Origin of the sequence: Chitinophaga arvensicola (assembly GCF_900110835.1) — a bacterium.
GTDB lineage: Bacteria > Bacteroidota > Bacteroidia > Chitinophagales > Chitinophagaceae > Chitinophaga > Chitinophaga arvensicola.
This window is the reverse complement of sequence record NZ_FOJG01000002.1, coordinates 717,150-730,907: the sequence shown is the minus strand read 5'-3', so window position 1 is coordinate 730,907 and position 13,758 is coordinate 717,150. Positions and strand designations below refer to the sequence as shown.

Here is a 13,758-nt window from a genome sequence, read left to right as displayed (position 1 = left end):
AATATCAACCGGAATCAATCAGATTGTCAGCAACCACCGGTTGCGCTTTAAACCATAATATCAAACCAGAATGAGAAAATTATCGGGCTTGTCCTTCTGCTGGAAGGAAGCGCAGGGCTATGTCATGCGGTTACCTTTCGGGTTATTGCTTTTACTGATGCTGGCCGGCAACGGATTGCCGGCACAAGGCCAGGAAAAGCCGGAAATACTCACCAGGAAGATCTCTTACCAGGCCAACAAACAGCCTTTAAGCAAAGTATTAAAAGATCTGCGCACGCAAATGCATATACGCTTTACGTACAACAGTGAATTGATCCGCCGGCAGGCGCCGGTCACCGTTAAAATGGACGGCGTTCCCCTTGAATCATTGCTCCGCCAGGTACTACTCAATACCGGCTTGCAGTTTATCGTGGAAATGGGCGGCATCATCATCTATGAAGCGGAAGCCACTACACAGAAACCTGGTAGTTTATCCATGGTGGTTAAAGGAAGGGTAACAGATCCTCAGGGCCAGCCCCTGGGAGGCGTAAGCATCAAAGGCCTCAGCTCCCGCGAAATGACCATTACCCAACCGGATGGATTCTTTATGCTGATTGCTACACAACAGGAACAGATCAGTCTTTCCCTGGTGGGTATGAAAACTTTACTGTACACAGCGAAACCCACCAAAGAAGAACTGGTTTTTTTTCAGATGGATACCGTTGCCAGGGCTATCCAGGAAGTAGTAATAAATGGCTATCAGAAAATTGATCCCCGCCTGGCTACCGGATCAGTGCTGAAACTGAACGCAGCAGATATCCTGCAACCCGGGCAGCCTTCTGTAGACAGAATGCTGCAGGGAAAGGTTCCCGGATTGATGGTGATCAACAGCTCCGGCAGCGTAAATGCGAAACCTACCTTGCGCATCCGGGGTACTTCTACTTTAATAGGCAATGCCGCGCCACTATGGGTAGTAGATGGAATGATACGCCCTGACCCGGTGAATGTTTCATCAGCTATCCTCAACAATCTCCTGAGCGGTCCCTCCCAATCCAATTTCGATATGATGGGAAATGCCATCAGCGGCCTTAATCCCTATGATATTGAAAGTATCACTTTCCTGAGAGATGCGGGCGCCACTTCCATTTATGGCACCAGGGCCGCAAATGGCGTGATCGTGGTCACCACCAAGAGAGGAAAGGCCGGCCCGGTGTCCATCTCCTACAACACCAATGTCTCTTTCCAGGCACGCCCCCGTTACAGCAGTTTAAACCTGATGAACTCCAAAGAACGGGTTGCGTTCTCTAAATCATTAATTGAAGACGGAGCCCTTTACAGGGGAGATATGAGTGGCTTTGATGAACAGTTCTCCTATGAAGGATTACTAAGGGCGCTGTACGCCAGGCAAATCACAGAGACGCAATTCGGGGAGAAAGTAAACACAATCCAGACACGCAATACAGATTGGTTTAAACTATTGTTCAGAAACCAGATGAGCATGCAGCATTCCCTGAGTATGAGCGGTGGCGTTGGTAAAACCACTTACTATGCTTCCGTGAACTATGCTGATGCCAAAGGTGCCGCCTTGCTGGATGGAAAGAAAACCTACGGCGCTAATATCGGCATCACCTCACAGATCGGTAAACGACTGAACCTGGATCTGTCGATGCAAAGCAACTATATCAAATCTTCCGGGTATTACCAGGGAGTAGACCCTATGAGTTACGCTTTACAAACAAGCCGCATCTACAGCCCGGATGATTTTTACCCGGTACGCCCTCCCAATAACCTCTCCGTGAGCCAGCCATTGCAGTTACGCAACCAGCCATTTGGTTATAATATCCTGAATGAAATCAATCATTCAGAAAATAACAGCAGTACCCAATCTACCAGCGTCAACTTAAACATGATTTACAAGATCAGTAAACACTGGTCTTTTAACAATACCTCCAATGCTATGATCAGTAGCGCCGACGGATTAGCAGCGGCAGACGAGAACACCACGGCTATGGCTGTTATCCGGGGATGGGACAGCAAAGTGACACCCACAAAGGATATGTTGCAGACAACGGATCTGCCCAACGGCGGACTGGCTTATATGATGAACCAGAAAAGCCTGGCACTCGGATTAAGAAACAGCATAGATTACAATACAGGCTTCTTTAAAGACCGCGACCAGTTCAGTTTTACCTTTGGTAATGAAGTGAGAAGTGAAACTTCCAACGGCCTCATATCTGTAGAACCAGGGTATTTTCCTGACCGTGGGAAAATGTTTGCCCCTACAACAGGAGGCCGGCAGCGGTTTAGCTCGGAAACTATTACCGGCGCTATCAACAATTCCCTTTCTTTTTATAGTTCCGCCACCTACAGTATGATGAACCGGTATGTATTGAGTGGTAACGTCAGAACAGATGGTTCCAACAGGTTCGGACAATACGCCAACTCCAGGTTCCTGCCCAATTACAGTATAGCGGCACGCTGGAATGTAACTTCCGAAAACTGGTTTCCTGCTACTTCCCTCATCAGCGATCTGCAGTTCCGATCATCTTATGGTACACAGGGAAATGTGATCGACGTGGTAGGCCCTAACCTTATCGCTACCTATGCCAATCCTGGTACCGTAAGCAGTGTTACCGGAAAACCATATATGCATATCAAATCCATGCCTTACCCGGACCTCCGCTGGGAGAAAACATATCAATGGAATATCGGTACACAGATAGCTATGTTCGACAACCGCTTCTCTGTAAACGTGGACTACTATTCCAAGAAAACGGTAGATGTACTGGATATGATCAATATTCCCTTCGAATACGGTATGAACGGAATGTACAGAAACGGAAGTACCTTGTTTAACGGAGGACTGGAAACCCGTATCAACATAGACGTCATCAGATCAAAGAACACGTTGCTTTCCTTTCTTTTCACTGCCAGCAAAAATATCAACCGGGTGTCCGATCAGCTGGTTCCGTATAACTATTCCTCATTTTTTAATGGTAGCGGACATCTGCCAGGAAGGCCTGTCAGCGGGTTTTACTCCTATATTTACAATGGGTTGAGCCACGACAAAGGCTTGCCTACTTTCAAAAACCTGAACCTGAAAGAGCAAACCACCAACCCCGATGATTTTCTGGTATACTCCGGGCAAATGCAACCGCTTTTTACCGGTAGCATTCAACCCACTTTCCGGTATAAATCCTTTTCAGCGGTAATGTCGGTGTATGTAAGTCTGGGTAGCAGCAAACGACTCAATGACCCTTTCCTGCAAACATCCGATGGTAACGGTACCCCGGCGCCTTTCACCAATCTGGGCAGGGACTATTTCGGTCGCTGGAGAAAACCAGGAGACGAGTTAAAAACAGATATTCCGGCCATGACTGATTATCCGGCCAGTGAAAATAAGTTGAAGATCCCTTACAGGGTACCTGGTACCAACAATATCGGTACCACCACCACGATACTCGTAGATCCGATGGTAGCTTATAATTCATCTGATTTCAGAACCATCCGCAATAATTATCTCCGGTGTAATTTCCTGAATTTGAATTACAACATTCCTTCCACCAGACTTACAGGTACAGGAATTAAAAATTTAAGCATAGGCGTTACGGTCAATAATGTTTTTACCATCGCCAATCCGCAGCTGAAAGGCCAGGATCCGGAAATTGATGGTGCAGGAAAAAATGCGCTGCCCCTTACCCGGCAATATGCCTGCAGCCTGAACGCCAGTTTTTAAAATATTTCATATCAATTATCCAGCATGAAAAAATTGTTGTTATTCATCATAGGGGCCATGTGTCTGATATCCTGTAAGAAGTTCCTGCAGGAGTATTCACCAACAGACGTAACACCTAAATCGACCACTGATTTTGGAGAGATCCTTTATTACGACGGATACCCCACCGTCAATGTAACGCTGCAATCATGGATGGCATTTTTAGATGATGACACCCAGGGATACAACGGCCCGCTTTATGCCAATTTAAAACTGCAATATCCGGCGGCGCCTATTTATCAATGGCAGCCCGACTTTGTAGCCAGCAGCAATGCAGCCGGTTTTAATATGAATTTCAATACCTGGGGCACCTACTACCAGCTGCTGTTAGGAGTGAATGTGGCGCTTCAATACCTGGATAATTCCACCGGCCGGCAATCGGATAAGGACCAATTCAAAGGAGAAGCCTATACGCTGAGGGCATTCTACCATTTTATGCTGGTGAATATTTATGCAAAGCCCTACAATGATTCGTTAAGCACGCCCGATAAAAATCCGGGAATACCTATCAGGAAATCAGCCGACTTCTCCAATGACCTGCTTACCAGGAATACAGTGAAAGAAGTATATACCCAGATTGTGAGCGACCTCGATAGCGGCATGTATTTGCTCGATAAACAGAAAACAGAACAGGTGCCTTACCGGATCTCCCATGTAGCCGCGCATTTGCTGGCCAGCAGGATTTACCTGTACATGGAGGACTGGGATAAAGCCATCAGCCACGCCGACGAAGTGTTGAAGTATCATCCGCAACTAATGGACCTGAATACATGGGGCGGAGAACCCGACCTGGATCACAAGCTGCTGGTAGGTGCTGCGAATGTGGAAAGTATCTGGAGCTACGGAAATTCTGTTGAACAGTTACCGGTTAGTTATGATGAAACGTATAATGTATCACATGACCTGGCCGACTGTTTTGAAGAAAATGACCTGCGCCAGCAAATAGCTTTTCTTTATACACCGGATTTTCTGAAAGATATTATCAACCAGGATTATTCACAAATGAAAAATACCAGCAACGTGAACTCCGGTAATGGACAACTCAATAACTCCTGGAGAAGTGCGGAAGCATATCTGAACCGTGCAGAAGCCTATATCCAGAAATACAGGAAAAGTGGCGATGTAAATGGCGCTACGCAGGCATTGCTGGACCTGAATACACTCCGTGCCAACCGGTTGGATAAAGCTTCCTTCACCCCCTGGACATTACAACCGGGCGATAAACTGCTGCAGATGTGCAGAACAGAACGCCGCCGCGAACTGTTCCGCGAAGAAATGCACCGCTGGTTCGATCTGAGACGCTATGGTATGCCATCTATCAAACATGTATTTCCTACCAGCCCTACAACCGCAGAGATATACCGCCTCGCTGCCCGCGATCCGCAATATGTGATGCCTATCCCGGATGAGGTATTGTCGCGTAATCCGGCATTGGTTCAAAATCCGCAGTTTAACGGTAAACGCTTACCAGAATAACTTCTTTCCAACTATCAAAAGACGATATATGAGATTATATTATCTGCTTATCATACCCTTCCTGCTGACGGCCTGTGGCAAAGAAGCAGCATTGACGCCCGACCCTGTAATGCCGATGTATACACTACCTCAGGGTAATCAGGTGTATGATGATACGATTGTAGCCTGGTACAAACAATACAATACCTACGTCCTGTATAAATTTACACAGCTCGACTACGCTTATAACTATACAGAGATCCGGAAGGATAGCGCATTCAGCGCCAATCCGGCGTATATAGCTGCCAGTCTGAAGTTCCTGAGAACAGAAATACTCAATACCTACCCGGATGCTTTCTTAAAAGCAACCATGCCGTATAAAATTTTATTGGCTTCCTGGATCGGTGGAAATGGGAAACGTTCTGTTACGGGATTTGCTACTACCAGCAGTATGCTGGCGATGGGATGGGTAGACAGCACCCTCACACAAAAAACACCTGCTGAATTAAAACTGGTACGCGGATGGCTGCATCGCGCCTACATGGAATGTGCTTTCCGTACGGGTTATCTCACCATTCCTGATGCGTTCAAACTCCTGGCGCCGCGCTCTTATCAACCGGTGGAAGCTTCCAACATGTATTCCTTTGGTATGCTGGAACCCAACGACGGCAACATGAATGTGGTGACCGATTTCCTGAAATATATCGAACTGCTGACCAGTCAGTCGAAAGCCGACCTGGAAGCCGGTTTATGGAGCAAACGGGTAGATGTGAATGGATTGATCCGGAAAAAATCAGCCGTAGTACTTGCTCATTTTCTTAACAACTACCAGATAGACTTACAGGCGATCGGAGGGAGACTTTAACCGCATCGCCTTATCAGCAGCATGTTTTACCCGGCAGAACGGAAATGTGATTTCCGTTCCGGGACCCTTTTGTCCTTGTATCAGCTATTCATTGCATTAATATTTTTTATATGAAAAGATGTAAAGGAGCGCAACTCCTGTTATTGAGCGTTTGTACTGCATTTACCGGCCTGACCGTAAGGGCGCAGTCGCCCGATGATCCTGCCGGTCAGCAGGCTTATCGCAGCGCCGTCATCACAACGGTCATGAAAAAAGTGAAGAAAGATCATTTCAGTCCGAAAGCCATTGACGACGCCTATTCAGCTGCGGTGTGGCAGAAATTTCTCCGGAACATGGACCCCAACAGCAACCTGTTTTTACAGGAAGATGTGGCCCGCCTGGCAATATACAAAGATCAGATCGACGACCAGCTCAACACCGGCAGCACCGCCTTCTTTGATGCTGCTTACGCATTGTACGCGCAACGTTGTGAAGAAGCCAGCCGCATCTGCCAGCAGGTACTCGCTACTCCATTTGACCTGAAGCAAAAAGAAAGGGTAATGGCTGCACGAAAAGACCAGCCATTTTGTAAGGATAAACAGGAACGGGAAGAGCTGTGGCGCAAACTGTTGAAATATTATACCCTGCGTCACTATATGGAAATGCGTGCTGCAGGAGGGGATACCACCACCCGCATCGTGACCGTTGACGCTGCGCTGGAAGCCAAAGCCCGTACGAAAGTGCGTAAATGGTACGAAGATTATTTCCGGCAGTCGTCCGGAAAACGCGGAGCGGACGACAAATTCGCCTGGTACATCAATACCGCCATGTTTGAAATAGATCCGCATACTACCTATGCCGCGCCGGAAGACAGGTCATTGAACGAGGCGCTGAATAAACGTTACTTCGGCCTGGGAATGGAACTGGGCACCAGGGAATCGGATTACTATGTAAAAAGATTATTGCCTGGTGGCTCCGCTTACCGCAGCGGACAGGTGAAAGAGAACGACAACATTGTGGCTATTGCAGATAAGAAAGGCGAAATGCTTACGGTGAGCGGTTTACCAGCCAATGAGGTAACGGGTATGATCCGGGGCGAAAAAGGTACCTCCGTTAAACTGACCCTGCAACAACCCGGTGAGAAATCAAGAATAGTGACGGTGAAAAGGGAAGAAGTGATCGACGTAGAAAACAAAGTCAAAAGCGCGATCATCGAGAAAAACGGGAAACGTTTCGGATACATCTACCTGCCGCTGTTTTACATGGATCCCTCCGGCGCTAAAATCAACGGCGCTTCCGGCGACATGGCCCGGGAAGTAGAGAAACTGAAAGAACAGGAAGTAGACGGTATTGTGGTAGATCTTCGCGGCAATGGCGGCGGCTCACTGGATGAAGTAGTCACGATGGGCTATTGTTTTGTACCATCAGGTCCTATTACCTGGTTAAGGAAGAAGGATAATATCAACCGGTATTCTTCACCGGATATGGCGCCGTTGTACGAAGGCCCGCTGACCGTACTGGTAGACGAGGGCAGTGCTTCTGCATCTGAAATATTTGCTGCCGCCATACAGGATCGTGGTCGTGGGCTGATCGTCGGTACTTCGTCTTCTTTTGGAAAAGGAACCGCGCAGATGAATATCAACATTGGTAAAATGGGCGATGCACAGAAAGGAATCGCTGATGTAAGTTATGGCAGCATGCGGCTCACCGTGGAGAAATTCTACCGCATCAATGGCTCGTCTACGCAATTAAAAGGCGTGGTGCCTGATGTGGTGCTCCAGGACAGGATGCAGTGGCAGGCTATCACAGAAAAAGATTATTCTTCTGCACTCGTTTGCGATACTGTTGGCCTGCCGCCATATGACCGGCTCGCCTGGCATTTTAATTATGAAAAAGTAGTAACACGGGCCGGGGTGCGGATCCGCAATAACCCCGCTTATGCTGCCATCACTGCAAATACCCGCCAGCTGAAATCATTACAGGAGCAACCGGCGAAACTGGATCTGTCATCTTTTGCAGCCAACTATCAGCAGGCTGCCCGTTATGAAAAAGAGATACAGCAGGCAAAAGAACTGAAAGGGGAAAATGTTTTAAAAATGATCCCCGCCACGGAGAGAAGCATCAACCCTGCGATGGTAAAAACAGATGCCGTGAGCGCCGCCCGCTACCAGGAGTGGCTGGATAAGCTGGGTAAAGATATTTACCTCTCCGAAACTATTTCGGTGTTGGAAGATATGGTGACTAATCCGGTTAAAAAATAATAATTAATTCATCACAGGCTTCACCCGTTTTGAAAAGCGGATTGCCTAATATTTTAAAGCACTTTATCATGATCAGAAAACTGTTTGCACTCACTTTTTGTATGGGGAGCGTGGCTGCATATGCACAGCAACAGGACGTTGCCATTATCACCGCAAAGCTGGATAAATCGCCCAATGATACCCTCGTCAATCTCTATGAGCCGTATTCCGGTGATACTGCTACTGCTGTTATCAAGAACCACCAGTTCAAAATGACGATGCCGATAGCAAAGGGTGGCAGCGTATATATTATGCAGATAGGCAGTAATCCGGAACTGGGAGGTACCCTGGTGTATCTTGAAAAAGGAAAAATGAATATCACCGGTAAAGGCGGATACTTTAAAGATGCTACTTTTTCCGGCGATGCCTGGGTGAAGGAATGGCAGGAAGTGATGAATCTGACCGCTCCCGATGCCGGCGATGGTAAAGCATTAGCCGACCTCGAACAAAAATATCGCAAGGCCATGGAAGTGGGTGATGAAGATGCCGCGGAAGAATATAATAAGCAGGGAGCCATCCTTCAGAAAAAACAAAAGGACGTACTGGGTAAATGGATGCAGGAGCACCGTAATTCCGGTGTAACGGGCTATGTAATGACCATCTATTTCAATACCCAGCGAGAAATGGATTCCCTCTATGCAGGATTGGGTGAACATGCAAAAGCATCCAGGATTCTGCAACGCTGGAAAAATCCGGGTAAGGTAGATCCCTCTATTGTTAACGTGAAGGTGGGGGCAGAAGGGGAAGCCCCAGGTACGCCGGGCAGCGTGAAAATAGGCGGTCCTGCGCCGGCATTCAGTATCCCGGACATGGATGGTAAAATGGTATCGCTGGCAGATTTCAAAGGGAAATACGTATTTGTAGATTTCTGGGCCAGCTGGTGCGGCCCCTGCAAACCACAGATTCCTTTCCTGAAAGCGGCGAATGATAAATTCAAAAATAGCAACTTCGTGATGTTAGGTATCTCTTTGGATTCAAAAAAAGAAGCCTGGGTAAAAGCAGTCGCCAAACACGAACTGAACTGGCTGAACCTCTCCAGCCTGAAAGGTTGGGGCGATGCTACCGCATCCGCCTACGGCGCCAGTTACATCCCTTTCAATGTATTGATCGGACCTGATGGAAACATTGTGGCGAGAAATTTATATGGAGAAGAGGTAGATAAGAAATTGTCGGAACTAATGCCACAGGCAGCGTTGACCGCCATTCCCCAAAAATAATCAGCGTTCTTTCCGCCAGGGGCAATGGCACTATGAATGTGCTGTTGCCCTTTTTTCTTCACTAAAACAGGTCTTGTTTTTATGCGTTCCATCTTTAAAATTATCGTTTGCCTGCTGCTTCCCCTGTATAGCCTCGCGGAAGAGGGATTTGTGATCAAAGGAAAAGTAAGCGGGATTATCAGCGGATATGTATCCGTAACAGATCCGGCAGGTAAGATACAGCTGCCGCCTAAAGTCCGTATCGTCAATGGCGAATTTACCTATAGCGGCCAGCTCGATCATTCTGCCCTCCTGGATCTGAAAATCAGCACAAAGAATATAAGAGTCTTCCTGGAGAATACCACCTATACGATAGATTGCAGCCTGGATTCGCTGAATGCCAATGCTATTAAAGGCGGTACATTAAACAACCAGATGAACGCCTTCAATGAAAGTCACCTGCCTCCGCTGGATTATATAAAGGCCAACCCCGCACAGGAACTCTCTGCCTGGTTTGCCATGAAATATACAAGCACACTGGAAAAGGCCACCGAAGTGTATCAACTCCTCAGTCCTGATAACAGGAATACCTGGGAAGGGAAAGCCATCCTGGAAAAGATCAACGCGTTTAAAAACACCGGTGCAGGCGCCGCTATGCCCGATCTGCAACTCACTGCCCCGGACAATAAACCGATTTCGCTCCAGGCAATGACCGGCAAAATTGTAGTACTTGATTTCTGGGCATCCTGGTGTGCGCCCTGTCGCGCCTACATTCCCACCATGCGTGAACATTATAATAAGTTCAAAGATAAAGGGGTGGTATTTATGGCCGTATCGGTAGATGACAACAAAGAGAAATGGAAGGAAGCAATGGCCGAAACTAACATGGAATGGCTGCAGGCCCTTGCTGCAGGCGGCTTTAAAGCAGGGGGCGGCGTACAGGAAGCACTTAATATCAGCAGCATTCCACATGTGGTGATTGTAGGGAAAGATGGCCGGATTGCGGCATGGCTGGACTTCTACAAGAAAGATCAATTGGAAAAAGAGCTGATCAGGCTGTTGCAATAAAATAAGATATGAAAAAAATCACCCGCATTTTTGCTGCAGGACTTATCATGACCATATTTTTTTCCGGTTGTACCCTGTTTAAAACACCTGAAGCACGACTACCCAAAAAACTCGGCGTCAGGATTTTTAATATCACACCGGAAAGGGCCGCCATGAAAGTAGAAGGCATATACTACAACCCGAACAGCTTTGGATTTACCTTTAAAAGTGGTGATCTGGACCTGATGCTGGATACGTTTTACCTCGGACACGTGCATCTCGACACTATCATTAGGGTGCCTGCCCATGCATTATTCACCATACCGGTAGTACTTCAGCCCGATTTTAATAAACTGGGTCAAACGGGCATCAATCTGAACGATTCTGTGTGTATTTCCTTCAAAGGTACCATGAAAGGAAGCGTGGGATGGTTTTCCCGGACTATCGAAATCAAGTATGAAGGCCGGCATTACCTGGACCTGCAAATGAACTGACCCCATTGTTATCTATATTAAAAACGCCTTGTAACCTGTTGGTTGCAAGGCGTTTTTTAGTATAGGCGTACACGTATCATTGCAAAAATTCCCTTATCTTTCCGGTTGTCTGAAATGTAGCCATTACTTATGTTTAAACCCAGAAAGTTGTTTATCATCATCCTGCTCATTGTGGTAGCACTGCCGTTTGTAGTGTTGCTTGTTAACAAGCTTATCAGCCTGTCTTATAACCGGTCTTTTAAAGACATCAGGGAAACGGTATCTTCCGATAACTATACGCTCGTAAAAGTAAAGGTGCCGGGCAATACCTTCCAGTATACCTTTGCGTCGAGATTTGCACCCGAGGGAGATCCGCGCCTGGAAGAGAAAGATCCGGCAGAAGGATACCTGTGCTACGATGTTGTTAAAAAGCAACTCGTCATGGAAACGGAAGAGTATGTACTATCCGAGGAAGAAGGTGGTAGCCCCGATAGACTCGTTCACTTTGTCAATATTGATCTGGATGGAAATATTACGGCAGATAAGAAGGGGCTTTATCTACAGGATAGCACCGCTTTTCAGCACGCCATTGTTTTAAAGGATCATATAAAAACGTTTCATCACTGGAATGATAAAAACGAGGAAGTATCTCTCCGGCATTTTTCCATGGACAATTTCAACAGTAATTGTCTGAACCCTCTTCGCGGCTTCGGCAATCCCAATGGTAGCGGCGTATGTTACGCCTGGTCTGGCACCGGGTATTATGTGATCCGGATGAACAATGAGTTGCTCAAGGTGAAAATTCCCTGTCGCCGGGAAGGCATATTGATCCCGGAAGAATATGAATATAATACGGGATTATCGTTTTATAAACTGCCTGCCGATGCCAACCAGCCGGATGTGGCATTTCTGGTCTATACGCCCCGGTTCCAGCCGAATGAATTGTATATCCTCAAAAAGAAACATTGAAGCAGCTATACTTTGTAACTTTCCTGTTATTCATACTGACTGCTACAGCCTGTAAAACGCAGCATTTCTACCGGCAGGAAGAGTACTCCTTTTATCAGAAAAACTTCCCGTTGCCGGATACTGCGCTGCTTCGCACAGATGGGGTGTATGTGCTGGATGTGATCCGCACCGGAGATACTGCAAGAACCATTGCCAGCGCTGACCGGCAAATTTATAAGTTCTATCCCGGCGGACAGGTAAACCTGGTATTGAACCGCTATGATTCGCTGGAATCTGCGGATGATTACCGGGATGCCTTTAATAAAAGGCCGGCAGGACGTACTCTGTTTCAGGGGTATTATAAAGTAACGGGGAATAAACTCGTTATACAACAGATGTCTACTCCCCGTGCGCAGTTTTATTACAGCTATTTCCGCCTCACACCGGACAGTATTATCCAGGTGAGCAGTACGTTGCAGGGAAAAGGGACTATAAAGGCCAGGCATTACACCGGCAACTATGAGGCGCTCTATCGTTATGTGCCCGTTGACGGTGTGTTTGTGACGCCCAACTGGTAGTTACTTTTTCCTTCTGGCGTTCAGGTAATTCCTCACAGGAATATCATACAGCACCATCGCCAGCCAGGCAAAGCCGAGTAATATCAACGTACCAACGATCACCACTAAAGTTAACTGGGCGTTGCCCGGTTTATAGGTATTGTAATAACCGGCAAAGATCCACATGGCTACATAGTGAGTCATATAGAGCGGGTAGGAGATATTTCCGGAAAACACACAGATCTTTTTTAATGCAGGTGATAAGACAGCGCCAGCTCCCAATGCAATCAGTAAAGGGAAATATACCAATACCACCAGCACTTCGGCCAGCCAGTTCCATTTGAAATGAGGCATCATCAGCGCTGCCAGCAGGAGTATCGTTAAACCTACAAAACCCAGGCGGTTTTTGATGATCAGCTGGAAGCGGAAAATGAGCAATCCGGCTAAGAAAGAATACGAAATACGCGCAGCGCCATGCCAGAACGTATCTTTACCCCATCCTCCCATTACATTTCCTGCATGATAACCCACATAAGTGAGCCCTGCTGCGGAGAGAATGGCCAGCACAATCAACCATCCACGGCTTAACCTGCACAGAACAAAAGCGTAAACGATATTGGCTACATACTCCCAGAACAGCGACCAGGCCGGTGCGTTAAAGCTAAACAGGTTAAACCAACGGTCAGGCATGACAGGGTAAGGAATCAGCAAAACGGAACTGAGGAATATCAATCCTATTTTAGCAAGACTGTAAGTAGCCGGAGGGCCGCCAAACGGGTCGAGGAAGAAGCCCAGTAAGCCCAGCACAGAGCCAAGTATTACCAGCGGATGCAGCCGGATGATCCTGGATTTAAAAAATTCCAGCACGCCCATTTTTTCAATCCGGTTGTCGTACGCATACCCGATCACAAAACCGGATAAACAGAAGAAGAAGTCTACCGCCAGAAAGCCATGTCCCACAAAGTTTTTACTGTAATCGGAGTACACAATTTCCATAAAATGGAAAACTACTACGGTGATGGCTGCAATTCCCCTGAGGCCATCAAGGATGTCAAAATGTTGTTTCGTTCCCAGCAGGCCCGGGCTTAATTTGTTCATGTTCATCGTTCCTTTTAATGTCTGCAGGACATTCATATGTCCTGAAATGCGCGACAAGATACATGGAACATTCAGTATTTCCGCTA

The 13,758-nt window shown here is 47.1% G+C and carries 10 protein-coding genes; 9 read left to right on the top strand and 1 reads right to left on the bottom strand.

Annotated features, from left to right (window positions below; translation table 11 throughout):
• The first annotated feature begins 70 nt into the window (after nt 1-70).
• From BMW79_RS20360 to BMW79_RS20320, 9 genes are all read left to right on the top strand, one after another.
• Entirely contained in the window at nt 71-3,715 is a 3,645-nt protein-coding gene (locus tag BMW79_RS20360; protein WP_089897543.1) for a SusC/RagA family TonB-linked outer membrane protein, read from the top strand.
• 24 nt (nt 3,716-3,739) lie between these two features.
• Nucleotides 3,740-5,230 carry a RagB/SusD family nutrient uptake outer membrane protein gene (locus BMW79_RS20355; protein WP_089897541.1) on the top strand — a complete coding sequence of 497 codons (1,491 nt, stop codon included), beginning with the start codon at nt 3,740-3,742 and terminating at the stop codon, nt 5,228-5,230.
• A gap of 28 nt (nt 5,231-5,258) precedes the next feature.
• A complete protein-coding gene (locus BMW79_RS20350; RefSeq protein WP_089897539.1) occupies nt 5,259-6,074 on the top strand; it encodes a hypothetical protein in 816 nt (271 codons plus the stop codon).
• Nucleotides 6,075-6,184: 110 nt separating this feature from the next.
• Complete coding sequence (locus BMW79_RS20345) at nt 6,185-8,314, top strand: carboxy terminal-processing peptidase (RefSeq protein WP_089897537.1); 2,130 nt, start codon at nt 6,185-6,187, stop codon at nt 8,312-8,314.
• A gap of 68 nt (nt 8,315-8,382) precedes the next feature.
• Nucleotides 8,383-9,570 (top strand): TlpA disulfide reductase family protein, encoded by a 1,188-nt coding sequence (locus BMW79_RS20340; RefSeq protein ID WP_143059229.1) that lies wholly within the window; start codon nt 8,383-8,385, stop codon nt 9,568-9,570.
• An 81-nt stretch (nt 9,571-9,651) separates the two neighbouring features.
• Nucleotides 9,652-10,617, top strand: coding sequence for a TlpA disulfide reductase family protein (locus tag BMW79_RS20335; RefSeq protein WP_177192260.1), 966 nt, complete (start codon nt 9,652-9,654; stop codon nt 10,615-10,617).
• 8 nt (nt 10,618-10,625) lie between these two features.
• A complete protein-coding gene (locus tag BMW79_RS20330) occupies nt 10,626-11,090 on the top strand; it encodes an NDR1/HIN1-like protein (protein ID WP_089897531.1) in 465 nt (154 codons plus the stop codon).
• Nucleotides 11,091-11,219: 129 nt separating this feature from the next.
• Entirely contained in the window at nt 11,220-12,038 is an 819-nt protein-coding gene (locus BMW79_RS20325) for a hypothetical protein (protein ID WP_089897529.1), read from the top strand.
• Complete coding sequence (locus tag BMW79_RS20320) at nt 12,035-12,595, top strand: hypothetical protein (protein ID WP_218150389.1); 561 nt, start codon at nt 12,035-12,037, stop codon at nt 12,593-12,595. The genes BMW79_RS20325 and BMW79_RS20320 overlap by 4 nt, the downstream gene beginning before the upstream one ends.
• Here BMW79_RS20320 and BMW79_RS20315 read toward each other — a convergent pair whose 3' ends face one another.
• Nucleotides 12,596-13,672 carry an acyltransferase family protein gene (locus BMW79_RS20315; RefSeq protein WP_245752616.1) on the bottom strand — a complete coding sequence of 359 codons (1,077 nt, stop codon included), beginning with the start codon at nt 13,670-13,672 and terminating at the stop codon, nt 12,596-12,598. It abuts the gene before it with no gap.
• Between the last annotated feature and the right edge of the window lie 86 nt (nt 13,673-13,758).

Bases quoted from the DNA above. Each gene is read 5' to 3' on its own strand.
- BMW79_RS20360 (WP_089897543.1), top strand. From the start codon at position 71: ATGAGAAAATTATCGGGCTTGTCCTTCTGCTGGAAGGAAGCGCAGGGC.
- BMW79_RS20355 (WP_089897541.1), top strand. From the start codon at position 3,740: ATGAAAAAATTGTTGTTATTCATCATAGGGGCCATGTGTCTGATATCC.
- BMW79_RS20350 (WP_089897539.1), top strand. From the start codon at position 5,259: ATGAGATTATATTATCTGCTTATCATACCCTTCCTGCTGACGGCCTGT.
- BMW79_RS20345 (WP_089897537.1), top strand. From the start codon at position 6,185: ATGAAAAGATGTAAAGGAGCGCAACTCCTGTTATTGAGCGTTTGTACT.
- BMW79_RS20340 (WP_143059229.1), top strand. From the start codon at position 8,383: ATGATCAGAAAACTGTTTGCACTCACTTTTTGTATGGGGAGCGTGGCT.
- BMW79_RS20335 (WP_177192260.1), top strand. From the start codon at position 9,652: ATGCGTTCCATCTTTAAAATTATCGTTTGCCTGCTGCTTCCCCTGTAT.
- BMW79_RS20330 (WP_089897531.1), top strand. From the start codon at position 10,626: ATGAAAAAAATCACCCGCATTTTTGCTGCAGGACTTATCATGACCATA.
- BMW79_RS20325 (WP_089897529.1), top strand. From the start codon at position 11,220: ATGTTTAAACCCAGAAAGTTGTTTATCATCATCCTGCTCATTGTGGTA.
- BMW79_RS20315 (WP_245752616.1), bottom strand. From the start codon at position 13,672: ATGAACAAATTAAGCCCGGGCCTGCTGGGAACGAAACAACATTTTGAC.